A 24,416-nucleotide genomic window follows, 5' to 3' on the forward strand; every position below is an offset into this window, starting at 1 on the left:
AGCCACTGCCTTCAGAGCACGTTCGTCCTCCAAGTCCCTCAGGAGAGCGAGTCGGTGGGCCGGAAAAGTCCGAAGCGCTTGCGTTGCTCCTCAGGTACGAGGCCGTGGTAATGCGGATTTTGGTAGATGAACGCTCTGATGTCGGGGCAGAGCGGCAACACCGCCAAACGCCGCCGGTGCAGATTCGCCAGGATGTTGTCGAAAAGCTTCGTGGTAAGTCCGCGGTCCTGGAAATCATCCGAAATCTCGGTGGACAATAAGGAGATCTCGGCGCCGTCCATTTGGTACTGCACAAAGCCTGCCACGTCCCCGTCTTCGTAGAGGACGAACTTGGACGCCGTTCGGTGGTCGTGAACCTTTAGTGGGGTTTTCTCTTCGTTTTCGTGCATGTCTCCGGACGTCTTCGCTATCGCCGAGGAACGCCTCGACCTGCTGCTGGAACTTGCAGATCAGATCGGGAGGTCCTATTCCCATGTCGCCGGAAGGCTAGATGCCCTGGCCGGTTAATAGGTATTCGACGTCGTCCGGAGTATGGATTGGCCGCAGGCGGAGCTAAACCATTCCGGAGGGGCGGATGTTCAGCGACTCGACGGCGGATTCGGCAGTGGTGTCGACGGCGAGGCGCACGGCTTTGGCGACCTGGTCCGGCTGGATCCAGGCTTCCGACTTGTACTCCTTGCCCTCCCAGTCGTGCAGTTCCTGCTGCATATCCGTGGCAACACGTCCGGGATGGATGGAACAGACCCGGACGCCGTTGCTCCGCTCCTCCTGCCGCAGAGCATCAGTGAAGGCACGCAATGCGAATTTCGTACCACTGTAGACGGCGGAGCCGGCACCGGAGGAGTAGCCGGAACCGGAATTGATCGCCACAACCTGGCCGCCGGCGGCCCGTAAGGCAGGCAGCAACAACCGGGTAAGGCCCGCAACGGCGAAGACGTTGACTTCGAAACTTTCCCGCCAGTCCTCGGCGCTCAGTTCCGCAACGGTCCCCATCTTCAGAATTCCAGCCGAATGCACCAACACGTCAAGCTTGTCGATCCCGGAGACGGCCCGTTCTGTTTCGACGGCGTCCCGCAGATCGGCAGCGAAGGGAGCCGCCGACGGGAAGTCCTGCGCCAGAGCTGCCAGCCGCTCCGCGTCCCGCCCGCCGAGCAGCAGATGGTGGGTGGATGCGAGTTCGGAGGCAATCGCGAATCCGATTCCACGCGAAGCGCCGGTAATGAGGGCAACGGGTCGTTCAGTCATGCTGAATATCCTAGCGTTGACCATTTTCGACATCTTGAGCAGAGCCTGGGCGGGGAGCGTAACCTACCGTTATGGAGATCCTATTCAGCATTCTGCATGTGGTGACGGCGGTGTTTCTGATTGGTCCTATGGCGATCCTGCCGATGACGGCGATGCGTGCGTTGCGGGCTAAAAGCGGCGGGCAGGTGGCATCGTTGGCCAAGTCGACCTCGACCTTCAGCCTGCTGTCGCTGATCGTAGTGTTCTTCGGCTTCGCCATTATGGGTATGAGCGGTGGCGCCCTGTCGATAACGACGCCGTGGATTCTGATCTCGATCCTCGTATACGGCATTGCGCTGATGCTGAATCTATTCGTTGTCGTGCCGACCATGCGCCGGGCTGCCGAGGAACTTCCGATTGGCTACGGCGGGTTGCCGGCCGGCGGCGAAAAGCCGATGGGTTATGGACGGATTGCAGCGACGTCGGGAATGTCCGCCGTGCTCCTGGCGGTCGTTGTCGTGCTGATGGTGTGGAAGCCATAGGATGCGGGCTGTTTGCTTTGACCGGTTCGCTGAAAAGCCCACACTCCGGGAAGTTCCGGATCCGGTGCCAAGTCCTGGCGGCGTCGTCGTGCGTGTTGAAACCACCGGCTTATGCCGCAGCGACGTACATGGCTGGCTGGGACACGATGACGGAATAGTCACCCCGCATGTTCCGGGCCATGAACTGGTGGGCGTGATCGACTCCGTCGGCGCGCAGGTGCAGAACTTCCAGGTGGGGCAGCGGATAACCACACCGTTCATCTGCGCATGCGGCCGGTGTCCGGAATGCCTGACCGGCAACGGCCAGGTCTGCCGGAACCAAACCCAGCCGGGATTCACGCATTGGGGTTCCTACGCCGAACTCGTTGCCTTGCACGACGCGGACAACAACCTCATCTTGGTGCCGGAGGAGCTCGACGGCGGTGCGGCAGCGCTCCTTGGCTGCCGCTTTGCGACGGCGTACCGGGGACTGGTGCATCAGGCGGACCTGAAGAGTGGTGAGTGGCTCCTGATCGTGGGCTGCGGCGGTGTTGGGTTGAGTGCGGCGATGATCGGGCTGGCACTCGGTTCGCAGGTTATCGCCGTGGACATCAACGAACAGTCCCTGGAACGCGCACGCGCGCTTGGCGTGCAGCACACGGTGAACTCTGCCGGGAAGGGACAGGACGGCCTTGTAGCGGCGGTTCACGGCATCGTTCCCGACGGCGTCAGCGTCTCGGTCGATGCGCTCGGCCGGGCTGAAACGGCGGCAGCAGGAATACTGTCGTTGAAGCCGCGCGGGCGCCACGTGCAAATCGGGCTCTTCCCCGGCGAGCCCGTCATCCCTATGTCCGCCGTTATCGCGAAGGAGCTGGCGATCCTGGGCAGCCACGGGATGCCGGCCAGTGCCTACGCCGGAATGTTGGAACTTGTTGCGTCCGGCGCGCTCCGTCCGGAAACGCTGATCGACAGGCGCATCACCCTGGCCGAAGTGCCGGACGCGCTGGCTGGCATGGCGGACGGAAGTGCGAGCGAAGGCGTCACGGTTATCGACGTAGGAGTGAAGGTTTGACTACCCCCGGCCGATGAAAGGCATGCCGCTGGCGGTAATCACCATGGAACCAACGGACGCCGACGGCGGCAACTGGGCCATGTAGAGCACCGCTCCGGCGGCCTCTTCCACCGGGAAGGTGGGCTCGGTCCTGCGGGTGCCGTCAGGCTGCAATGCACCGGTGCCGCTGCCGATGTTCTCCATCAGTGCGGTGGCGGCGTTGCCGATGTCGATCTGGCCGCAGGTAATGCCGTAGGGGCGGCCGTCCAGGTCGATCGATTTAGTCAGCCCGGTGATGGCGTGCTTTGTGGTGGTGTACGCGGCGGAAAGCGGCCGGGGAGCGTGGGCGGCAATGGAGCCGTTATTGATGATCCGTCCGCCCTGCGGGTCCTGGCTTTTCATCAACCGCACGGACCCCGCTGCGCACATCATCGACCCGGTCAGGTTCACCGCGACAGTCTGTTCCCACTCGTCCAGCGGAATCTCGTCGACTGCACCGGCGGGGCCAAAGGTGCCGGCGTTATTGAACAGAATATTAAGGTGGCCGAATTCTGACCGGACGTATTCAAAGAGGCGTTCGACGTCGTCGGGCCGGGTTGTGTCAGTGGGGACCACATGTGCGCGGGGGTGGCCGTCGGCCGTTTCTTCCAGCGGCTCCCGGCGCCGTCCTGCCAGCACCACGGTGTAGCCGGCGTCGAGAAAGCAACGTGCGGTTGCCTGGCCGATTCCTGATCCTGCTCCGGTGATGACCGCGGTTTTGGGGGATTGGTCGGTGGACGCTGGCATGAAACTCCTCGTTGTGATTGACATATCTTTTGTGGGACAGTTCACTGGGGTTTATCATAATGGAAAAGTACTTCCGGATTATGAAAATCGCATTCAGTTAGGATCCCGCAGACATCGGCTGCCGGGTGGGAGAGGTTTGGCATGGCTGCAGAACAAGATATGACGCACATTCTAAGCGGTTTGACCGGGCAATTGCCTGATCGTGATCCTGAGGAGACGGCTGAGTGGATTGAGTCTCTTGATCAGTTGATTAAGGGGCAGGGGACGGAGCGGGCGCAGTATATTATGCGTTCGTTGTTGCAGCGTGCCGGTTCACACAGTGTTGGTGTGCCGATGGTGACGACCACTGATTATGTGAACACGATTCCCTCGGATCAGGAGCCTGCCTTCCCGGGGGATGAGGAGGTCGAGCGGAAGTATCGTGCGTGGTTGCGGTGGAATGCTGCGGTGATGGTGCACCGGGCGCAGCGTCCCGATATCGCCGTCGGCGGCCATATTTCCACCTATGCGGGGGCGGCGACCTTGTATGAGGTGGGGTTGAATCATTTCTTCCGGGGCAAGGATCATCCCGGTGGCGGGGATCAGGTGTTCTTCCAGGGCCACGCCTCCCCTGGCATGTACGCCAGGGCGTTTTTGGAGGGGCGGTTGTCAGAGGAGGATCTGGACGGGTTCCGGCAGGAGAAGTCCGCTGCCCCGCATGGGTTGTCCTCGTATCCGCATCCGCGGTCGATGCCGCATTTTTGGGAGTTCCCGACGGTGTCGATGGGAATCGGGCCGATGAACGCGATTTATCAGGCGCAGTCGAACCGGTACCTGCAGAACCGCGGTTTCAAAGACACGTCCGAGCAGCATGTGTGGGCGTTCCTCGGCGACGGGGAGATGGACGAGCCCGAATCGCGTGGCCTGTTGCAGCTGGCAGCCAATGAGAAACTCGACAACCTGACGTTTGTGGTGAACTGCAACCTGCAGCGCCTGGATGGTCCGGTCCGCGGTAACGGGAAGATCATGCAGGAGTTGGAGGCATTCTTCCGCGGCGCCGGCTGGAACGTGATCAAAGTTGTCTGGGGCCGGGAATGGGACGAACTGCTCGGCAAGGACGACGACGGTGCCCTGGTGGACATCATGAATTCGACCCCGGATGGGGATTATCAGACGTATAAGGCCGAATCCGGTGCGTTCGTGCGGGAGCATTTCTTCGGGAAGTCTCCGCAGACGAAGGAGATGGTCGCGGATATGGATGATGAGCAGGTGTGGGGGCTCAAGCGCGGCGGGCATGACTACCGCAAGGTATACGCCGCGTACAAGGCCGCGACCGAGTCCACCGGCAAGCCGACCGTGATCCTGGCCAAGACCGTGAAGGGTTACGGGCTCGGCACGAATTTCGAGGGCCGCAACGCCACGCACCAGATGAAGAAGCTGACCATCGATGACCTGAAGGACTTCCGCGATCACCTGCGGATCCCGATCGATGACGCGAAGCTGGAAGAAAACCCGAAACTGCCCCCGTACTACCACCCCGGCGAAGACTCCCCCGAGATCAAATACCTGATGGAACGCCGCGAAAAACTCGGCGGCTTCGTCCCCGAACGCCGCGAAATGGGCCAGCACCCAACGCCGCAGGGGAAGGTGGAGAAATCGGAAATACACCTGCCAGAGGCGAAGGCCTACGAGATGGCATGGCGTGGTTCGGGTAAGCAGCAGGCCGCGACCACGATGGCATTCGTGCGGTTGCTGAAAGACCTGATGCGGGATAAAGAGTTCGGACGCCGGGTAGTTCCCATCGTGCCGGACGAATCCAGGACCTTTGGGATGGACGCCTTCTTCCCGACGGCGAAAATCTACAATCCGAGCGGACAGAACTACCTGTCGGTGGACCGCGAACTGATGCTGGCCTACAAGGAGTCCGAGCAGGGCCAGATCCTGCATGCAGGCATTAACGAGGCCGGATCGGTGGCTGCCTTTACCGCCGCGGGAACGTCCTACGCCACGCACGGCGAACCGCTGATCCCTATTTACGTGTTCTACTCGATGTTCGGCTTCCAGCGCACCGGCGACTCCTTCTGGGCCGCCGCGGACCAGCTCACCCGCGGGTTCATTATTGGTGCGACGGCGGGCCGGACCACGCTGACCGGTGAGGGCCTGCAGCACGCGGACGGACAGTCGCCACTGCTCGCTTCCACCAACCCCGCCGTCGTCACTTATGATCCTGCCTACGGCTACGAGCTTGGCCTGATTATGCGGGACGGGCTGGAGCGGATGTATGGCCCGGACTCCGATGACCGGAACCTGATGTACTACATCACCGTCTACAACGAACCGATCCTCCAGCCGAAACTGCCGGAGGACCTGGACGTCCAAGGCGTGCTCGGTGGTATCTACAAACTGCAGGGTGCATCCGGGCAGATCGCCGGTCCGAAGGCGCAGATCCTGGCATCCGGTGTCTCCGTTCCGTGGGCGCTCGAAGCGCAGAAGCTGCTGGCCGACCACTGGGGCGTCGCCGCCGATGTCTGGTCAGTAACCTCCTGGAATGAACTGCGCCGGGACGGGCTCGCTGCGGAGGAGGAAGCCTTCCTGGATCCCGCTTCGGGGGCGCGCACGCCGTTCGTGACCAAGCAGCTGGAGGGTGCAGCCGGTCCCATCGTGGCAGTCTCCGACTTCATGAAGGCTGTACCGGATCAGATCCGTCAGTTCGTGCCGAATGAATTTGCCACCCTCGGCGCCGACGGGTTCGGATTCTCGGACACCCGCGCGGCTGCCCGGCGGTTCTTCAAGATCGACAGCCACTCCATTGTGGTCCGCACGCTGGAAATGCTGGTGCGTTCCGGAGAGGTGGATGCGAACGTCCCGAAGGAAGCGATCGACAAGTACCAGCTGCTCGACGTCAACGCCGGTACCAGCGGCAATCCGGGCGGCGAGGGCTGATCTTCAGCGGCTGCTGGTCCAATCCAGCAGCCGCTCGAGCGGCCATGTGGTGATAATGCGCTCGGCCGGCACGCCGTTCTGTTCGGCCCGCTGTGCACCGTACTGCAGGAAGTCGAGCTGGCCCGGCGCGTGGGCATCGCTGTCGACGCTGAAGAGGCAACCTGCATCGAGGGCCATCTGAATGAGGTCGTCCGGCGGATCCTGCCGCTCCGGCCGGGAGTTGATTTCCACCGCGACATTGTTCTCGGCGCAGGCCTGGAAAACCCGGGCGGCGTCGAACTCGGATTGCGGGCGCTGACCCCTCGATCCCTGTACCAACCGCCCGGTGCAGTGGCCGAGAACGTTGGTGTGCGGATCGTGGATGCCACCCAGCATGCGTTTGGTCATGGTGCGCCGGTCCGCCCGGAGTTTTGAGTGCACACTTGCGACGACGATCTCGAGCCGGTCGAGCATCTCGTCGCTTTGGTCGAGCGTGCCGTCTTCGAGGATGTCCACCTCGATGCCGGTCAGCAGGCGGAAAGAGTCATCGCCGTCGTTGTTGATGCTTTCCACCAGCCCGAGTTGCTCGGTCAGCCGCTCTGCGCTGAGGCCATTGGCGATTTTGAGATTGGGGGAGTGGTCCGTCATGGCCAAGTATTCATGGCCCAGCGACCGCGCGGCCTCCACCATCAGCTCAACCGGACTGCCGCCGTCGGACCAGTTGCTGTGGCAGTGCAAATCGCCCCGGAACGCCGCACGCAACTCTCCTCCGCCGTCGGCCAAGGAAGTTGAGGAGCGCTCCCGCAGGTTGACCAGGTACTCCGGGATGCCGCCCTCGAGTGCCTGGGCGATGACCTCAAAGGAGCGGGCGCCGATCCCTTTCGTCTTCTTCAGCCGGCCGTCCAGCGCCCGGTTCGCCAACTCGTCCCGGTCCAGTCCGCTAATGGTTTCGGCCGCCCGGCGGAAGGCCTGGACCTTGAAAGTCGGGGCGAGTTCCCGCTCCAGCCAAAAGGCGATCTCGTTGAGGGCGTCGACGGGATCCATGGATCAAGCGCCTGGCTGGCCTGGGTAACCGGTTTGTGTGTAGCCCTGCGGCTGCTGGCCGGGGTACTGCCCGGGGTACTGACCTGGGTGTTGTCCGGGATGCTGGGGCGGATGCTCGTCAAACCTCGCGCCCTCAGGGTTGGCCGGCATCACCGTGAGCACCAGGACGACTAATCCGCCGACGAATGGGATGAACGAAAGCAGGAAGAGAAATCCGCTGAAGTTGGCGTCGTGCAGGCGCCGCACAGTGACGGCGATGTTGGGGAGGATCACGGCAAGGCTATAGATGGAGAGCAACACCAAGGGGGCGATGAACGCCGCCCCTGGTTCTCCCGTGACCGGGTCGACGCTGGTGAAGGCGAGCGCGAGGGCGGCGATGTAGAGGACCGTGACCACGATGGCGTTGAACAGGAAAGCCCACCAGTATTCGCTCCGGCTGGCCCGCCCGGAGAATGTGGCGTACTTCTTGAAGAAGCGCTTGATGGAGGCGCCAAATGAGGCACCATACTGCGGTTGGTCCAATGGAGCGTCAACCGGATAGCCATACGAGGGGTACATGCTGGGGTAGGTCACGGGAGTCCTGTCACTAGTAAGAATGCAAGCACTCCTCACCATATGTGGCACCGCGGGACCTTGCCAGTTATCCACATGGGTAGTTATGCCCGTCATCTTGCTGGGGCAGTCCCCTTACACGACGCCGGCACATCCCGTCAGTGGCGGAGGTGACCGCAGCACACCCGTCAGCGGCGAAAGAGCTTGAACAACTTCGATGGCAGATTGGAGATCCGCGCCAGATACGACCCTCGCGTGGACGTGCCGGGAGCGGGGAAATAGAAATCAGGATCGGATCCTCCAGTCTCGTAGGAGGCAGCTGCGGCGGTGATCGGACCAGTGTCGCTGGGTGGTGTGTTCATGATGACGCCCTTCATTTCGTATTGTGGAATAAAGATATTGCTCTACGAAAAATACTAAGGTCATGCGCGGTGCGGGTCAAGGGTTTGCCCGGAGACCCAACCGTTCAATCTGGAACATTTCATCCAGTACTATTGACACAGCCAATGTGATCAGGCTTACAATAACGATGGAATAAAAATTCCGCCATACAGAAACATCGAGTCAAATCGAATTCGTTCGAGGGTAAGGGTGTTCAGCTTCTGATGGCGGAGCTGTAACGAAAGCTGACACCCATGACACTGAAGTCCCTCAATGCAGCCTCCACCGAAGAGGCAACGCAGATGCTCCGTCCCTGCATCGACATTCCCCGCTGGATCAACGAAATTGTCGACGCCCGTCCTTTCGAGACCGAAACCGGTCTCCTCGGTTTCGCGGAGCAGGCTGCGAACCCGTGGACCGAGACAGAGATCGACGGCGCCCTGGCCCACCATCCCCGCATCGGCGAACGGGCGGAAGGCTCCTCCGCTGAAGCGTCCCTCTCCCGCCGTGAGCAATCCGGCGTCGCCACTTCCGACGACACAGCTCAGCAACTGATCGCCGGCAACCGCGCCTACGAGGAAAAGTTCGGCCGCGTCTTCCTGATCCGCGCCGCCGGCCGCAGCGCGGAAGACATTCTCGCCGCCCTGCAGGAACGGCTGAATCACACCCCCGAGGAGGAGCTTCCGATCATTGCCGGCCAGCTTCGCGAAATCGCCATCCTCAGACTGGAAGGAGTTGTTGAAGCATGACACCAAGCCACATCACCACCCACGTCCTGGACACCGGAAACGGCCGCCCGGCCGCCGGCGTCGCGGCCCGGCTTGAAGCCCGCACGGCTGACGGCTGGCAGGGCATTGCCGACGGCGTAACCGACGACGACGGCCGCATCAAAAACCTGGGACCGGAACAGCTCGACGCCGGGACCTACCGGATCGAGTACCAGACCGGCGAGTACTTCCAAGCCACCAATACGGAGACATTCTTCCCCACCGTGGCGCTGACGTTCTCGCTCACCGACCCGGCACAGCACTACCACGTACCACTTCTGCTAAGCCCATTTGCCTATTCAACCTACCGAGGGAGCTGACCATGACCACCTTGACCACAGAAAACAGCACAGCCACCGCCTCAAGCCGAATCGTGCTGGGACAGAACCAGTATGGAAAGGCCGAAGTCCGCCTGGTGAAAATCACCCGGGACACCGACCGTCACGAGATTGAGGACCTCAATGTCTCCTCGCAGCTGCATGGCGACTTTGCCGCAGCGCACAGCGATGGCGACAACTCGCACGTCGTCGCCACCGACACCCAGAAGAACACGGTGTATGCCTTGGCCCGCTCCGGCGTCGGTTCGCCGGAGGCTTTCCTGCTCCGTCTTGGGGATCACTTCACCGGCAGCTTCGACTGGGTCAGCGGCGGCCGCTGGGCAGCGGAACAGTACAACTGGAACCGCATTAATGGCCACGACCACGCCTTCTCCAAGGACAAGTCCGAGACCCGCACCGCCGTCCTGCTCGTCGACGGTGACGAGAAGCAGATTGTGGCCGGCCTGCAGGACCTGACCGTCCTGAAGTCCACCGGCTCGGAGTTCCACGGCTTCCCACGTGACCGTTACACCACGCTGACCGAGACCACCGACCGGATTCTGGCCACCGACGTGACCGCGCGCTGGCGCTACAACACCACCGACGTGGACTTCAACGCCGTCTACGCCAGCGTCCGCAACATCCTGCTGGATGCCTTCGCGAACACGCACTCGCTGGCACTGCAGCAGTCCATGTTCCAGATGGGCAAGCAGGTCCTGGAAGCACATCCGGAAATCGCGGAAATCAAGATGTCCCTGCCGAACAAGCACCACTTCCTGGTGGATCTTGCCCCGTTCGAGTTGGACAACCCCAATGAAGTGTTCTTCGCGGCGGACCGGCCCTATGGCCTGATCGAAGCGACCGTTGAGCGCGAGGGTGCAGAAGGCACAACCAGCCCCGCAAAAATCTGGGAAAACACCCCAGGCTTCTGTTAATAACTAAAAAGGCCGGGACGCCAGCACGCGTCCCGGCCAAACAGCCGACGTGGAGGTCAGCTATGAACGCACAAAGCGCTACAGGAAATAAGTCTAAAGCAAAACGGCCACAACGGCCCGAAGACGAGAGGTTGCCGGTTGGGCGGACATTCGCCTACGGGTTCCAGCACGTCCTGACCATGTACGGCGGAATCATCGCCCCGCCGCTGATCATCGGTGCGGCCGCCGGCATGAACACCACCGAACTGGGCGTCCTTATCGCCTCGTGTCTGTTCGTGGGCGGCATCGCCACCATCCTGCAGAGCTTCGGTGTGAAGTTCTTCGGCTGCCAGTTGCCGCTGGTGCAGGGAACCTCATTCGCCTCGGTGGCCACCATGATCGCCATCGTCAACGGCGGGGGAGGAATCCAAGCCGTCTTCGGCGCCGTCATCGCTGCCGGGGTGATCGGCCTGGTCATTGCCCCGTTCTTTGCCAAGATCGTCCGTTTCTTCCCGCCGGTCGTGACCGGCATCGTCATCACCACCATCGGCCTGACGCTGATGCCGGTCGCCGCCAACTGGGCGATGGGTGGAAATTCGACGGCGGACAACTATGGCAGCCTCGCCAACATCGGCCTGGCCGCCCTGACCCTGGCCATCGTGCTCGTCTTGAGCAAGGTGGGCAATGCCGCCATCTCACGGCTGTCCATCCTGCTGGCCATCGTCCTCGGCACGGTCATCGCCGCCGCCATGGGCATGGCCGACTTCTCAAAGGTCTCGGAAGGCCCGATCTTCGCCTTCCCACAGCCATTCGCCTTCGGCTGGCCGGTTTTTGAGGTTGCAGGCATCATCTCCATGACCATCGTCGTCCTGGTGATCCTGACGGAAACGACGGCGGATATCCTGGCGGTCGGTGAAATCACCAAGTCAAAGGTCGACTCACGGCGCATCGCCGACGGCCTGCGTGCGGACATGCTTTCCAGCGCCATTGCGCCTGTCTTCAATACCTTCACGCAGAGCGCTTTCGCCCAGAACGTGGGTCTGGTGGCCATTACCGGCATCAAGAGCCGCTTCGTGGTCAGCGCCGGCGGCGTCATCCTCGTGACCCTGGGACTGCTGCCGATCCTCGGCCGTGTGGTTGCAGCGGTTCCGACGCCGGTGCTCGGCGGAGCAGGCGTGGTGCTGTTTGGCACCGTGGCCGCCAGCGGTATCCGCACCCTGGCCAAGGTGGAATACAAGAACAACATGAACCTGGTCATCGTGGCCACGTCGCTCGCGTTCGGCATGATCCCGATCGTCGCCCCGACGTTCTACGACAACTTCCCCGAGTGGTTCGCCACCATCTTCCACTCCGGTATCAGCTCCGCCGCGGTCATGGCGGTCCTGCTGAACCTGCTGTTCAACCACTTCAAGGCCGGCAACTCGAAAGACTCCTCCGTCTTCGCAGCCAGCCCGCCGCGGGTGGTCCTCGAAGAGGAGCTGAAATGCCTCAAAGACGGCGACGTCTACAAGGACGGCAAGCTCATCGATTGCGACGGCAATGAAATTCCGGTCCTCACCGCCGAGGAGTATGAAGCGGAAGTGAAAGTGGCCAAACCTGAGAAGGATAACTCTTAGCGCAGGATCCGTTCCAACGCATCCAGCACAATAGCCGCACCAAGGGGGAGTACGACGGCGGGTGGTCAGGGGCATTGCCCCGGCCACCCGCCGTCGTACTTTTGTCTGGACTCACGCCTCCAGATCACGTCTCCGGAAGGCCAAGGTGCCGGCGGCGGTCAGCGCCACCGCAGCCAGCGACATCCACAGCAACGGAACGGCGTCGAACTCTGCCCCGGGAACCTGCGGCACCAGGCCGAACGGCTCCGCGTCGAGCACGGCGTCGGGCAGATTCAGGATCGGGCCGTAGAGGCCAATCAGAATCGAGCCCACCAGCAGCAGCCAGACCCACCAACCGCCGAGGCGCAGCAGTCCATATGACAGGAGTGCCAGACCTGCAAAGCACAGCACTACCGGCAGGTAGGCCAGGGCCGCGGCGGTGAAGTCCCAGACCAGCGCCGGTTCGCCGATAGAGGCTCCGGCTCCGGCGCCAAGACCGAACCCGGAAACGGCCAGCAGTACCGTGCTGCCGAGCGCGGTTACCGCGAGCGAGCTCAGCAGCCAGTGCGGCCGGCTCACATTGGTGGCAAGCACCGCACCGGTCCGGCCCTCTGTTTCCTCCCGGCGCATCCGGTTTACGGAGATTACCGCGTAGACGGCGACCGCCATGGCGAAGGTGGCGAGGAATGTCGCCAGGGTTTGGCGCAGCACGTCCCCGCCGCCGAGCGCGCCAAACATCTCGGCGAACTGCGGCTGCGATTCGAAACTGTCGACTATTCCCTGGCCCATCGAGCCGGTCAGCGCGGCGAACACGAACAGCCCGACTGCCCAACCGATGATGCTCCCACGTTCCATCCGCAGGGTCAGTCCGGCAGGATGGACCAGTGCGGCGGTGGCATTGGCCCGTCCGGAACGGGCCGGAATCAGCCCTGCGCCGACGTCGCGCCCGGCCGCAAGCAGATATGCAACCACCAGCAGCACGGAGGTGAGGCCAATGCAGAGCAGCAGCGGCCACCAGCGAAGGTCCACGAACGCCCGGGTCTGCTGGGCCCACCCGATCGGGGAGAGCCAGGACAACGCACTGCCGCCCAGTTCCTGCGCGTCGCCGACTCCGCGCAGCACGTAGGCGAGGCCGAGCACGGCTCCGGCCATGCCGGAAGCAGTCCGCGCATGTTCGCTCAGCTGGGCGGTTACCGCCGCGACGCCGCCGAAGGTCAATCCAACCAGCCCGACGCCTGCGGCCACGGCAAGCGAATCAATCCCCTCGAGACCGTTGCCCATCAAGGCAACCGCGAGCAGAGCCACTATGGCTGCATTGGCGATCACCACGGCGATCAGCGCCGCCGTCAACGGCGCATGCCTGCCGACAATATTGGCGCGGATTAGTTCCGCCCGGCCCGTTTCCTCCTCGGCGCGGGTGTGCCGGATGACCAGGAAGATGGACATCAAGGCAGCAGCGACTGCGAGCATGCCGAGCAGTTCGTTCGCGACCATGGCGCCCAGGGTGTAGTCCCCCAAGCCGTAGCCGGGACCGGTCATCATGGCGCCTGCAGGATCCTTCATGATGGCGGCGCGGGTCTGCAGCGCTGCCTGGTCCGGATAGGCGACCGGGATTACCACCCCGAAGTAGCCGATCAGACCTGCCATCGACACCGCCCAGACCGGAATCCGCACCCGGTCCCGGCGCAGCGCGAAACGGGTCAGCCTACCGGTCGCAATCAGGTTTCCGCCGTCGTCGCGGTGGCTGCGGTGAGCCGCTCGCGACGCGGTGATTGTGGCGGTCATGACTGCTCACCTCCGGCACCAATCGCAGCACCGTTGCCGTAGTGATGGACGAAGAGCTCCTCCAGGGTCGGGGGAGTGCTGACCAGGGATCGGATCCCCAGCGGCAGCAGCCGTTCCATCGCAGCCGGCAGGGCGTCGTCGTCGACGTTGAACAGCACGCGATCACCATCGCGGCGGACATCATGTACCCCCGGCAGGCTCTCCACGGAAGTGGGATCGCCGTCGCAAACCACGACGACGGAGGTGCGGTGCAAGTGCCGCAGCTCGGCGAGCGTCCCGCTCTGTACGGTGCGGCCCTGGCGGATGATGGTGACCTTGTCGCAGAGCGATTCGACTTCGGCGAGGATGTGGCTCGACAGCAGGACGGTCCGGCCGGCGAGCTTGGCTTCGCGGATGCATTCCTGGAACACCAGCTCCATCAGCGGATCGAGCCCCGAGGTCGGCTCGTCCAGGACCAGCAGTTCGACGTCGCTGGCGAGCGCCGCGATCAGCGCCACCTTCTGCCGGTTGCCCTTTGAGTACGAGCGGGTCTTTTTGGTTGGATCCAGGTCGAAGCGTCGGAGCAGTTCGTCCTTGCGGCTCCGGTCGAGCCCGCCGCGCAGGCTGGCGAAGAAGTCAATGGCCTCGCCGCCGGTGACTTTAGGCCACAGATTCACGTCACCCGGAACGTACGCCAGGCGATTGTGCAGACCGACTGCCTTTTGCCACGGATCCTGGCCGAACACGCGGACGGTGCCGGCATCGGCCCGCAACAGGCCGAGCAGGACCCGGATGGTGGTCGACTTACCGGCACCGTTGGGGCCGAGGAAACCGTGGACTTCGCCAGGCTCCAGCGTCAGGTCAAGCTCATCGAGAGCGCGCACGGAACCGAACGACTTGCTCAGTTGCCGCACATCAATAACTGCAGACATGGGAAACACCTTTTTTCGATGGTTGGGCTTCTTTGTTTGAGTGTCATGGCTTGTCGTTTCCGGCATACATCAGGTAGGCGTCGAGCATCGAGCTGTCTGTCATCAGCCCCTGGGTGTAGAGCTCGGCCGTCGGCAATCCCATCCGGTCGATGTAGCCGCGCAGCATTCCGGCGAAATCGGAGGGGTCCTCGGGAGGGTTCAAGGCGAGATCCAGCATCAAGGCGCCGAAGCCCTGGACCGTTATGAAGCGGGCGCGTGCTTTCTCGTCCCGTGACGGGCGGATTGTCCCGGCGGCCACGCCATCGGCTATCCATTCCTCGGCGTCGGCCACGAAATGATCGATGAACGACTTTGCGAGATCACCTCCGGATTGAAGGCTCCGCAGAGCGTAACCGACCAAGGGCGCGGAATCCTCCACGGAGGCCATAGCCATCAGCATTTGGTCGGCGGAGCCGGCCTGGACGCCCTTTTCCTTGTATTCGCGGATCATCCGCAGAACATGCTCATCACAGGACTGCCGCAGCCCTTCCTTCGAACCGAAATGATGCAGGATCAACCCGGGGCTGACACCGGCCTCCTCGGCAATTGCCCGCACGCCGGTGCCGAAACCGTTCCGCCCAAACAGTCCGATGGCGGCATCCCGCACCCGTGCGCGGTTGAGACGTCACGGGCGCAAGTTCTCCTGTTTATTGCATGACGGAATTCATCTCTCCTGTTGTGGAAGTCGCGTGATGCAGGTTACAGTTGTGTGCAACGTCTCAGAGCTGAGGCGTTCCGACCATGTGATTGGCCCAAGCTCCATGAAAATCACTGCATCAACAGGTGCCAACCGGGATGCGCGCATGCGCAGGACCCGGAAACAGCATCCGCTGCTGTGCCGCAGCGAAGAGCGCCGACGCGGTGACCGCGCGTCCTGGCCTCCCGAAGCCCTCATCTCCTAGCGTTCCGTCGGCTGCTTTTCCGCGGCCGCCCCTGAGCGGACCTTCTGCGTCCGCCGTCTCATAACGCTGCCGGACCGGCCCGATGGATAACCCTGTCGAGAGCCGTCCGCCGCACTTCTTTCTTCTTCCGGCGCCAGTGCGCGCCCAGATCCTGATGAGGCATTATGTCCAACGTCACTTCAACTACTCCCATAGCGCCGTCCGCAGACCTGGCGACGCCCTCCGTCGCCGCTCCCGCCGCCGGTGGACCGCAGAATCCAACCATGCTGCCGCGAAGCCCGCGGCTCTACAATAAGGACCTCGCGCCCACCAAGGCCGCGGGCCGCAAATGGAATGCGTACAGCATCTTCACCCTGTGGGCCAACGACGTGCACAGCTTGGGTAACTACGCCTTCGCGATCAGTCTGTTCGCACTCGGATTGGGTGGCTGGCAGATCCTGTTGGCCTTGGGCGTCGGGGCCGTGTTGCTCTTCCTGCTGCTCAACCTCTCCGGTTACATGGGTTACAAGACCGGTGTTCCCTTTCCTGTCATGAGCCGCATCAGTTTCGGTGTCCACGGGGCGCAGATTGCCGCTCTGCTCCGTGGCGGTGTCGCCATCGTGTGGTTTGGCATCCAGACTTATCTGGCGTCAGTGGTGTTCCGCGTGGCCGCCGTCGCCGTCGTGCCTTCCCTGGCATCGCTGGACAGCAATAATATTCTCGGCCTGTCCACGCTGGGCTGGATCTCGTTCCTGATCCTCTGGGTTGTCCAGGTCGTCATTGTCAGCTTCGGCATGGAGATGATCCGCAAGTACGAGGCCTTCGCCGGACCGGTCATCCTTGTGACAATGGCCGCCATCGCCATCTGGATGTTCATTGAAGCCGGCGGATCCATTGCGCTGTCCACGGACCAAAGCCTCACCGGCGGCGAAATGTGGCGGACCATCTTCGCCGGCGGCGCCCTCTGGGTGGCTATTTACGGAACCTTCGTGCTCAACTTCTGCGACTTCACCCGTTCGTCCACCTCGCGCAAATCGATCAGCCGCGGAAACTTCTGGGGCATCCCGGTGAACATGCTGGCGTTCGGCGTGATCGTCGTCGTACTGGCCGGGGCGCAGTTCAAGATCAACGGCACCGTCATCGAGAGTCCGGCGGACATCGTCCAGACCATTCCCAACACACTCTTCCTGGTGCTGGCCTGCCTGGCGCTGCTGATCCTGACCATCGCGGTGAACCTGATGGCAAACTTCGTGGCTCCCGTCTACGCCTTGACCAACCTCTTCCCGCGGAAGCTCAACTTCCGGCGGGCCGGAATGGTCAGCGCCATTATTGGCCTGGTGATCCTGCCGTGGAACCTCTACAGCAACCCGGTGGTGATCGTTTACTTCCTCGGCGGCCTCGGCGCACTTCTCGGACCTCTGTTCGGCGTGGTAATGGCTGACTACTGGCTCGTCCGCAAGGCACGGGTGAACGTTCCGGAGCTGTACACGGAGGATCCTGCCGGAGCGTACTTCTTCAAGCGCGGCTTCAACCCCCGTGCCATTGCGGCGCTGGTGCCGGCTTCGGTGATTGCCATCCTGATCGCATTCGTACCCGCCCTCGCCGCGGCGTCGTCGTTCTCCTGGTTCTTCGGTGCCGGCATCGCGGCTGTGACGTACTACGTTATTGGAGAGCGCCGCCGTGTGTACGACGATGTCTCCGGTGAGCCGATCGCCGTCGACAGTGCGCACTAGTTACTGAAGGACCACCATGCGAATACTTGTAGTCAACGTCAACACCACTGAATCTATGACCGCCGGCATCGCCGAGCAGGCCCGCCGCTTTGCAGCTCCGGGCACCGAAATTGTTCCGCTGACGCCCCGGTTCGGCGCGGAATCGGTGGAGGGCAATTTCGAAAGCTACCTGGCCGCCGTCGCGGTGATGGACCAGGTGGTCAACTATCCCGGCGAGTTCGACGCCGTCGTCCAGGCCGGCTACGGCGAGCACGGCCGGGAAGGCCTGCAGGAACTCGTGGACGTACCCGTTGTGGACATTACCGAAGCTGCGGCCAGCACGGCGATGTACCTTGGCCACAAATACTCCGTGGTCACGACCCTGGACCGGACGGTTCCGCTGATCGAGGACCGGCTGAAGCTTGCCGGTCTCGATGCGCGGTGTGCTTCGGTGCGCGCCAGCGGGCTGGCCGTGCTGGAGCTGGAGGCAGACCCGGAACGGGCCATCGCCAGCATCGTCGATGAGGCTGAGCTCGCCGTGATCGAGGACCGTGCAGAGGTGATTGTGCTCGGCTGCGGTGGGATGTCGGGACTCGACGAGGAAATCCGCCGTCGTGCCGGCGTACCCGTGGTGGACGGGGTAGCCGCCGCCGTCGTCCAGGCCGAGTCGCTGGTCAGGCTGGGATTGACGACGTCGAAAGTCCGCACCTACGCGGCTCCCCGCCGCAAGAAGATGACCGGCTGGCCACTGCCGAAGCAGGAGTATGTGTCGGCAGGCGTGCCGCCGGTCCGTGCGGCCCGGTAGAAGGCAATAACGCTGGAGGAAATATAAACGCACCGCGGGGTCCCAGGAGGGTCACTCTGCGGTGCGTTCATATTGCTAGACCGTGCTGACGGTCTTGTTCAATTCGGCGGAGACTGCCTTGGCGGCGTCGCGCAGGATCGGTACGGCCCGGTCGGCGAATTCCTCGTCCACGCGGGAGACCGGTCCGGATACGGAAACGGCGGTGGGCGTCGGGGCGTCCGGGACGGCCATCGCGAAGCAGCGCACCCCGAGCTCTTGCTCCTGCTCGTCAATGGAGTAGCCGCGCTCACGGATGATGTTCAGCTCCGCCAGCAGGTCATTGATGTTGCTGATGCTCTTATCCGTATGCGTGGGCATTCCGGCACGGGCAACAATCCCGCGGACGACGTCGTCGCTGAGCTGGGCGAGCATGGCCTTGCCGACGCCGGTGTCGTGGGTATGGGCGCGGCGGCCCACCTCGGTGAACATCCGCATCGAGTGCGACGATGGCACCTGGGCAATGTAGACCACCATGTCGGCGTCCAGGACTGCCATGTTGGCGGTTTCGCCGAGCCGGTCGACCAGGTCCTTGAGCTGCGGCATCGCGAGCGCGCCCAGCTGCTTGTTGGCGCCTTCGCCGAGGCGGATCAGCCGGGGCCCGAGCGCGTACCTGCGGTTCGGTAACTGGCGGGCGTAACCGCGGGAGACGAGAGTACGCAGCAGGCGGTGAATGGTGGGCAGGGGGAGATCGGTGGAGGATGAGAGTTCGCTCAGCGTTACCTCGCCGCCGGCATCCGTGATGAGCTCGAGCAGTTCAAAAACCCGCTCGACAGATTGGACGCCGCTTCCAGCAGCTCGTTCGGCCATGTGGCTCTACCCCTTGCGTTTATGACAACTTTTATCCGCGTTGCGGAACCTTACTACTATCCTAGTTCCATCATTCGGAATATAGAAGAACCGATGGGCTTGTATTTCCATCTGTCAGATAATAATATCCATAATACGAAAACAGTTGGCCCACCGTGGTCGTTATGAGGAGGATTAATGGCGAGTCCCAGCCCCGGATACTCAATCACCCTGCGCGTGAAGGCGCCGTCGAGCTTCACCGCTACGACGGAACTCGCCGCGGCAGTCGGTGCAGCGGGAGCGGCCATCACCGCCCTTGACGTCGCGGAATCCCACCCCGACAGCATCGTCGTCGATGTCACCTGCAACACCACCGACGCCGCCCACGGCGACCAGGTGCGCGACGCTCTTAATGCGCTCGATGGCATCAGTGTCCAGAAAGTCAGCGACCGCACCTTCCTGATGCACCTCGGCGGCAAGCTCGAGGTCGTCCCCAAGGTCGCCCTGCGCAACCGCGACGAACTCTCGCGTGCCTATACTCCCGGCGTCGCACGCGTCTGCATGGCCATTGCCGAAAACCCTGAGGACGCCCGGCGTCTGACCATCAAGCGCAACACCATTGCCGTAGTCACCGATGGCTCCGCTGTCCTGGGCCTGGGCAACATTGGCCCCGCCGCGGCCCTGCCGGTGATGGAAGGTAAGGCGGCGCTGTTCAAGCAGTTCGCCAACGTCGATGCCTGGCCGGTCTGCCTGGACACGCAGGACACCGAGGAAATCATCAGCATCGTGAAGGCGCTGGCGCCTGTCTACGGCGGCGTAAACCTTGAAGACATTGCCGCTCCGCGCTGCTTCGAAATCGAGAACCGGCTCCGCGAGGAACTGGACATCCCGGTCTTCCACGACGACCAGCATGGAACCGCCATCGTGGTGCTGGCCGCGCTGGAGAACGCGCTGCGGGTCGTGAAGAAGAACATTGAGGAAGTCCGGATCGTCGTCGCCGGTGTCGGCGCCGCCGGTTCCGCCATCATCCAGCTGCTGCAGGCCCAGGGTGCCAAGAACATCGTCGCCTGCGGCCGCAACGGCGCCATCCACAGCGGCCAGGAGCATGCCGACGCGCATCGCCAGTGGATCGCGGAAAACACCAACCAGGATGGCTTCGACGGAACCCTGCACGAGGCGATGCCCGGAGCCGACGTCTTCATCGGGGTCAGTGGCCCGAACGTCCTCGGCGAAGAACAGATCAAAGCCATGGCCGATAACGCGATTGTTTTCGCGATGGCCAACCCGGACCCCGAGGTGGATCCGATCGCCGCCGGCCGCCATGCCGCCGTCGTCGCCACCGGCCGCAGCGACTACCCGAACCAGATCAACAACGTGCTGGCCTTCCCCGGATTCTTCCGCGGACTGCTCGACGCCGGAGCATCGGACATCACGACGCCGATGCTCGTCGCCGCTGCCAAGGCGATTGCCGACCGGGTGGAAAGTGATGAACTGAATGCAAGCTACATCATTCCCAGCGTGTTCGACGCGCACGTCGCCGGCGATGTAGCGGCCGCCGTTGCAGCCGCAGCGGCAGCAGATGCAGAGGAGAAGAAGTAGTGAGTATTGAACTAACCCCACCGGAATCCGTTGAACGGGCCGGGGAAATCCTCTCCGACGAGGCGCTTGCATTCATCGAGGCGCTGCACCAGAAGTTCCGCGGTACGCGCGACGAGCGGCTGGCTGCACGGTCGTCCCGCCGCGAGGAAGTGGCCAAGACCGGAAAACTGGACTTCCTGCCGGAGACCAAGGACGTGCGCGACGGCGACTGGAGCGTGGCGCCGGCACCGGCGCAGCTGCAGGACCGCCGCGTGGAGATGACCGGACCGGCATCGCCCGCCAAGATGGCGATCAACGCGCTGAACTCCGGCGCGAAGGTCTGGCTGGCCGACCTCGAGGACGCGAGCACGCCAACCTGGCACAACGTCATCGACGCGCAGCTGAACTTGCTCGACGCCGCCCGCGAAACACTCGGCTTCACCTCGCCGGAGGGTAAGGAATACAAGCTCCGCACGGACGCACCGCTCTCCGTCGTCGTTGCCCGCCCCCGTGGCTGGCACCTGCCGGAGAAGAACGTGCTGGTCGACGGCGAACCCGGCATCGGTGCGCTGGTGGACTTTGGCCTGCACTTCTTCCACAACGCCAAGCACCTGCTTGAAACCGGCAGCGGCCCGTACTACTACCTGCCGAAGCTGGAGAGCCATCTCGAGGCACGGTTGTGGAACGACGTCTTTGTCTTCGCCCAGGACTATGTGGGTGTGCCGCAGGGTTCTGTCCGCGCCACGGTGCTGATCGAGACCATCCCGGCTGCGTTCGAGATGGACGAGATCCTGTACGAGCTGCGCGATCACGCCTCCGGGCTCAACGCCGGTCGCTGGGACTATTTGTTCAGCATGATCAAGTACTTCCGCGACGCCGGAGAAGACTTCATCCTGCCGGACCGCGCCAGCGTCTCGATGACGGCGCCGTTCATGCGCGCCTATACCGAACTGCTGGTCAAGACCTGCCATCACCGTGGCGCCTTCGCGATGGGTGGCATGGCTGCCTTCATCCCCAACCGGCGCGAGCCGGAGACCACTGAGCGTGCCTTCGCCAAGGTCCGCGAGGACAAGACCCGTGAGGCGAACGATGGCTTCGACGGCTCCTGGGTGGCCCACCCGGACATGGTGCCGCTGTGCAAGGAGGTCTTCGATTCGGTGCTCGGCGATGCTCCGAACCAGGTGGACCGCAAGCGCGACGACGTCAACGTCACCGCAGGCGAGCTGCTCAATGTTGCCGCAACTGATGGCGACGTCACCGAAGCAGGTCTCCGGTCCAATCTCTACGTTGCGGTGAACTACGTTGCGGTCTGGTTGTCCGGAATGGGCGCGGTGGCCATCCACAGCCTGATGGAGGATGCTGCGACGGCGGAAATCTCCCGTTCGCAGGTCTGGCAGCAGCTCCGGAACAACGTGCAGCTGGCCGACAGCGGCAAGCGGGTCACGGAGGATCTGGTCCAGTCCATCCTCGCCGAAGAGACCGAGCGGTTGCGCGGCGAGGTCGGCGAGGACAACTACGTGAAGTACTTCGAACCGGCGAGCCGCTTGGTTGGCGATATCTGCCTGTCGGAGGACTACACGGACTTCCTCACCCTGCCGGCCTACGAGCTGGTGAGCTGACCATGGCCGCAGCCTCAGGTCTCAGCACCTCCGCCGTGACAGCATTCGGTTCCGAAGACTACGCCGCCCTCGATAAAACGCTGGCGCAGACCGATGAGCTGTTGGAACGTGCCTATCCGGGCGACGACGGTTCCCGGCAGCCCGTACACACCGTGTATGTGCCGGCCGACAAATACGAGCCCTCGCTGCCAGGTGCCTGGGGCGCCGAGGCGGTGGCCGTCGTCGAACGGGCCGGGGGGATGGACGCACTGTGCCGGACCTTGGGGTTCGACGCCGACCTGACGTCCCGGATTGCCGGCAAGGCGTCGGCGAAGCTCGCGGCCGAGCCGATCGAGGACCTGCGCCTCGACTTCGAGGACGGGTACGGAAACCGGCCTGACGACGAGGAAGATGCAGACGCCATCCGGGCCGCCAAGTTGGTGGCCCAGGCGATGCGCGACGGTGTTGCCCCGCCGTTCATCGGCATTCGGTTCAAGTGCTTCGAGGCGGCCACGCGCCGCCGGGGGCTCCGGACGCTGGACCTGTTTGTCGGCGGGCTGATTGCCGACGGCGGGCTGCCGGACGGCCTCGTGCTGACCCTGCCGAAAGTCAGCACCGTCGCGCAGGTCGAAGCGATGGTCTTCGCCTGCCAGCGGCTTGAGGCGGTCCACGGTCTGCCTGCCGGGCGGTTGAAGTTCGAAGTACAGATGGAAACGCCGCAGCTGATCCTGGCCGCGGACGGTACCGTTCCGGTCGCCCAGCTGCTGCACCGTGCCGAAGGCCGCGTCACCGCGTTCCACTACGGCACCTACGACTACAGCGACTCGCTGCAAATCGCGGCCGAGTACCAGTCGATGGAGCATCCGGCCGCGGACTATGCCAAGCAGGTCATGCAGGTTGCCGTCGCAGGTACCGGGGTCCGGCTCTCGGATGGTTCGACCAACATCATCCCCTCCGGTTCGGATGAGCAGAAGCAGCAGGCGTGGCAGTTGCATGCGCGCCTGGTCCGGCGGCACCTGGAGCGTGGGTACTATCAGGGCTGGGACCTGCATCCGGCCCAGTTGCCAACGCGCTTTTTGGCCACGTATGCCTTTTACCGGCAGGGCTGGGACGCTGCCGCCCGCCGCCTGCACAACTACGTGCACCAGGTGGAGTCGGAAGTCATGGATGAGCCGGCAACGGCCCGGGCGTTGGCCCGGTTCGTGCATCGTGGCCTGCTCTGTGGGGCGGTCTCGACGGCGGAACTGGATTCCGCCGTCGGCATCAGCGGGTCCGAACTGTTCGCACTGGCCCACCCCAAAGCCGCACAATAGCCGCAGCAGTTGCACGATAACCGCAGCCTCGAAGCTGCACGATAACCGCAACGTTTTCTGAAGGGATACTCATGGGCTACTACGCCCCGCACGGCGGTTTGCCGCCACAGACTGACCTGTTGACTGACCGGGCGATGTTCACCGAGGCCTATGCGGTCATCCCGCGTGGAACGATGAGCGACATTGTCACCAGCAACCTTCCGCACTGGGATAAGACCCGGCTGTGGGTTCTCGCGCGGCCGCTGTCCGGCTTCGCCGAAACCTTCTCGCAATACATCATGGAGGTCTCGCCCGGCGGCGGCAGCAGCCGTCCGGAATCCAACCCCGAGGCGGAGGGCGTGGTGTTCCTGATGGAGGGCACCTTGTCGCTGAACCTGGAGGGTGAGCAGCACACACTGGAGCCCGGCGGATATGCCTTCATCCCGCCGTCGTCCCAGTGGTCAGTTGCAAACGACGGCGACGCGCCGGCCCGCTTCCACTGGGTCCGCAAGGCGTACGAAGCCGTCGACGGGATCGACGCTCCGGCCGCGTTCGTCACCAACGAAAAGGACGTCGAACCTCGGGAAATGCCGGACACGAATGGCGCCTGGAAGACCACGCGCTTCGTCGATCCAGCGGACCTATCGCACGACATGCACGTCAACATCGTCACGTTCGAGCCGGGCGGATCCATTCCGTTCGCCGAAACCCATGTGATGGAGCACGGCCTCTACGTGCTTGAAGGCAAGGCGGTGTACCGGCTGAACCAGGACTGGGTGGAGGTGCAGGAGGGCGACTTCATGTGGCTCCGCTCGTTCTGCCCGCAGGCCTGTTACGCCGGTGGACCGTCGAAGTTCCGCTACCTGCTGTACAAGGACGTCAACCGGCAGATGAAGCTCGGCTGACCGGATTTCAGGAGCCGCGAAAACGGTCCTGG

General features: G+C 63.2%; 23 protein-coding genes. 13 read left to right on the plus strand and 10 right to left on the minus strand.

Annotation, left to right across the window (positions count from 1 at the left end; translation table 11 throughout):
- Nucleotides 1-38 precede the first annotated feature (38 nt).
- On the minus strand, nucleotides 39-389 hold the full coding sequence (locus ACX80B_RS03355) for a GNAT family N-acetyltransferase (RefSeq protein WP_459293058.1): 351 nt from the start codon (nucleotides 387-389) through the stop codon (nucleotides 39-41).
- Between the two features lie 163 nt (nucleotides 390-552).
- Nucleotides 553-1,245 (minus strand): SDR family oxidoreductase, encoded by a 693-nt coding sequence (locus ACX80B_RS03360; protein ID WP_459293060.1) that lies wholly within the window; start codon nucleotides 1,243-1,245, stop codon nucleotides 553-555.
- Nucleotides 1,246-1,316: 71 nt separating this feature from the next.
- On the opposite strand from ACX80B_RS03360, the gene ACX80B_RS03365 reads away from it, so the two are divergent.
- Together ACX80B_RS03365 and ACX80B_RS03370 are read left to right on the plus strand one after the other, a co-directional pair.
- Nucleotides 1,317-1,766, plus strand: coding sequence for a DUF2269 family protein (locus ACX80B_RS03365; protein WP_459293062.1), 450 nt, complete (start codon nucleotides 1,317-1,319; stop codon nucleotides 1,764-1,766).
- Nucleotide 1,767: 1 nt separating this feature from the next.
- Nucleotides 1,768-2,817, plus strand: coding sequence for a zinc-dependent alcohol dehydrogenase family protein (locus ACX80B_RS03370; RefSeq protein ID WP_459293064.1), 1,050 nt, complete (start codon nucleotides 1,768-1,770; stop codon nucleotides 2,815-2,817).
- Here ACX80B_RS03370 and ACX80B_RS03375 read toward each other — a convergent pair whose 3' ends face one another.
- The gene (locus ACX80B_RS03375; RefSeq protein WP_459293066.1) at nucleotides 2,818-3,582 is read right to left on the minus strand and encodes an SDR family oxidoreductase; all 765 of its coding nucleotides are present in this window, start codon (nucleotides 3,580-3,582) and stop codon (nucleotides 2,818-2,820) included.
- Nucleotides 3,583-3,723: 141 nt separating this feature from the next.
- Here ACX80B_RS03375 and aceE point away from each other — a divergent pair, with 141 nt between their 5' ends.
- Complete coding sequence (gene aceE, locus ACX80B_RS03380; protein ID WP_459293068.1) at nucleotides 3,724-6,504, plus strand: pyruvate dehydrogenase (acetyl-transferring), homodimeric type; 2,781 nt, start codon at nucleotides 3,724-3,726, stop codon at nucleotides 6,502-6,504.
- 3 nt (nucleotides 6,505-6,507) lie between these two features.
- Here aceE and ACX80B_RS03385 read toward each other — a convergent pair whose 3' ends face one another.
- The 3 genes from ACX80B_RS03385 to ACX80B_RS03395 all read right to left on the minus strand — a co-directional run bounded on the left by ACX80B_RS03385 (nucleotide 6,508) and on the right by ACX80B_RS03395 (nucleotide 8,441).
- Entirely contained in the window at nucleotides 6,508-7,527 is a 1,020-nt protein-coding gene (locus tag ACX80B_RS03385) for a PHP domain-containing protein (protein WP_459293070.1), read from the minus strand.
- Between the two features lie 3 nt (nucleotides 7,528-7,530).
- Nucleotides 7,531-8,100 carry a DUF805 domain-containing protein gene (locus ACX80B_RS03390; protein WP_459293072.1) on the minus strand — a complete coding sequence of 190 codons (570 nt, stop codon included), beginning with the start codon at nucleotides 8,098-8,100 and terminating at the stop codon, nucleotides 7,531-7,533.
- 167 nt (nucleotides 8,101-8,267) lie between these two features.
- On the minus strand, nucleotides 8,268-8,441 hold the full coding sequence (locus ACX80B_RS03395) for a hypothetical protein (protein WP_459293074.1): 174 nt from the start codon (nucleotides 8,439-8,441) through the stop codon (nucleotides 8,268-8,270).
- A gap of 273 nt (nucleotides 8,442-8,714) precedes the next feature.
- Here ACX80B_RS03395 and uraD point away from each other — a divergent pair, with 273 nt between their 5' ends.
- From uraD to ACX80B_RS03415, 4 genes are all read left to right on the plus strand, one after another.
- Entirely contained in the window at nucleotides 8,715-9,209 is a 495-nt protein-coding gene (gene uraD, locus ACX80B_RS03400) for a 2-oxo-4-hydroxy-4-carboxy-5-ureidoimidazoline decarboxylase (protein ID WP_459293076.1), read from the plus strand.
- Entirely contained in the window at nucleotides 9,206-9,547 is a 342-nt protein-coding gene (gene uraH, locus ACX80B_RS03405; RefSeq protein WP_459293078.1) for a hydroxyisourate hydrolase, read from the plus strand. Before uraD ends, uraH begins: the two co-directional genes overlap by 4 nt.
- Before the next feature lie 2 nt (nucleotides 9,548-9,549).
- Nucleotides 9,550-10,479 (plus strand): factor-independent urate hydroxylase, encoded by a 930-nt coding sequence (gene pucL, locus ACX80B_RS03410; RefSeq protein ID WP_459293080.1) that lies wholly within the window; start codon nucleotides 9,550-9,552, stop codon nucleotides 10,477-10,479.
- A 62-nt stretch (nucleotides 10,480-10,541) separates the two neighbouring features.
- The gene (locus tag ACX80B_RS03415) at nucleotides 10,542-12,074 is read left to right on the plus strand and encodes a nucleobase:cation symporter-2 family protein (RefSeq protein ID WP_459293082.1); all 1,533 of its coding nucleotides are present in this window, start codon (nucleotides 10,542-10,544) and stop codon (nucleotides 12,072-12,074) included.
- Nucleotides 12,075-12,185: 111 nt separating this feature from the next.
- Here ACX80B_RS03415 and ACX80B_RS03420 read toward each other — a convergent pair whose 3' ends face one another.
- The 3 genes from ACX80B_RS03420 to ACX80B_RS03430 are packed head-to-tail and all read right to left on the minus strand — an operon-like array spanning nucleotide 12,186 to nucleotide 15,395.
- The gene (locus ACX80B_RS03420; RefSeq protein ID WP_459293084.1) at nucleotides 12,186-13,838 is read right to left on the minus strand and encodes an ABC transporter permease; all 1,653 of its coding nucleotides are present in this window, start codon (nucleotides 13,836-13,838) and stop codon (nucleotides 12,186-12,188) included.
- Entirely contained in the window at nucleotides 13,835-14,749 is a 915-nt protein-coding gene (locus tag ACX80B_RS03425; RefSeq protein WP_459293086.1) for an ABC transporter ATP-binding protein, read from the minus strand. The genes ACX80B_RS03420 and ACX80B_RS03425 overlap by 4 nt, the downstream gene beginning before the upstream one ends.
- Nucleotides 14,750-14,792: 43 nt before the next feature.
- The gene (locus ACX80B_RS03430) at nucleotides 14,793-15,395 is read right to left on the minus strand and encodes a TetR family transcriptional regulator (protein WP_459293088.1); all 603 of its coding nucleotides are present in this window, start codon (nucleotides 15,393-15,395) and stop codon (nucleotides 14,793-14,795) included.
- 459 nt (nucleotides 15,396-15,854) lie between these two features.
- On the opposite strand from ACX80B_RS03430, the gene ACX80B_RS03435 reads away from it, so the two are divergent.
- Nucleotides 15,855-17,402 carry an NCS1 family nucleobase:cation symporter-1 gene (locus tag ACX80B_RS03435; protein WP_459293090.1) on the plus strand — a complete coding sequence of 516 codons (1,548 nt, stop codon included), beginning with the start codon at nucleotides 15,855-15,857 and terminating at the stop codon, nucleotides 17,400-17,402.
- 16 nt (nucleotides 17,403-17,418) lie between these two features.
- Nucleotides 17,419-18,186, plus strand: a complete 768-nt coding sequence (locus ACX80B_RS03440; RefSeq protein WP_459293092.1) for an aspartate/glutamate racemase family protein — start codon at nucleotides 17,419-17,421, stop codon at nucleotides 18,184-18,186.
- Nucleotides 18,187-18,261: 75 nt separating this feature from the next.
- Here the strand turns inward: ACX80B_RS03440 and ACX80B_RS03445 are convergent, their stop codons facing one another.
- Nucleotides 18,262-19,032 carry an IclR family transcriptional regulator gene (locus ACX80B_RS03445; RefSeq protein ID WP_459293094.1) on the minus strand — a complete coding sequence of 257 codons (771 nt, stop codon included), beginning with the start codon at nucleotides 19,030-19,032 and terminating at the stop codon, nucleotides 18,262-18,264.
- A gap of 177 nt (nucleotides 19,033-19,209) precedes the next feature.
- On the opposite strand from ACX80B_RS03445, the gene ACX80B_RS03450 reads away from it, so the two are divergent.
- From ACX80B_RS03450 to ACX80B_RS03465, 4 genes are all read left to right on the plus strand, one after another.
- Nucleotides 19,210-20,610: a malic enzyme-like NAD(P)-binding protein gene (locus tag ACX80B_RS03450; protein ID WP_459293096.1), complete on the plus strand. Its 1,401-nt coding sequence runs from the start codon at nucleotides 19,210-19,212 to the stop codon at nucleotides 20,608-20,610.
- Nucleotides 20,610-22,208, plus strand: coding sequence for a malate synthase A (gene aceB, locus ACX80B_RS03455; protein WP_459293098.1), 1,599 nt, complete (start codon nucleotides 20,610-20,612; stop codon nucleotides 22,206-22,208). Before ACX80B_RS03450 ends, aceB begins: the two co-directional genes overlap by 1 nt.
- 2 nt (nucleotides 22,209-22,210) lie before the next feature.
- Nucleotides 22,211-23,500 carry a DUF6986 family protein gene (locus ACX80B_RS03460; RefSeq protein ID WP_459293100.1) on the plus strand — a complete coding sequence of 430 codons (1,290 nt, stop codon included), beginning with the start codon at nucleotides 22,211-22,213 and terminating at the stop codon, nucleotides 23,498-23,500.
- Nucleotides 23,501-23,571: 71 nt separating this feature from the next.
- Nucleotides 23,572-24,384 carry a bifunctional allantoicase/(S)-ureidoglycine aminohydrolase gene (locus ACX80B_RS03465; protein ID WP_459293102.1) on the plus strand — a complete coding sequence of 271 codons (813 nt, stop codon included), beginning with the start codon at nucleotides 23,572-23,574 and terminating at the stop codon, nucleotides 24,382-24,384.
- The last annotated feature ends 32 nt before the right edge of the window (nucleotides 24,385-24,416 follow it).

The sequence above is a fragment of the Arthrobacter monumenti genome (assembly GCF_054511255.1).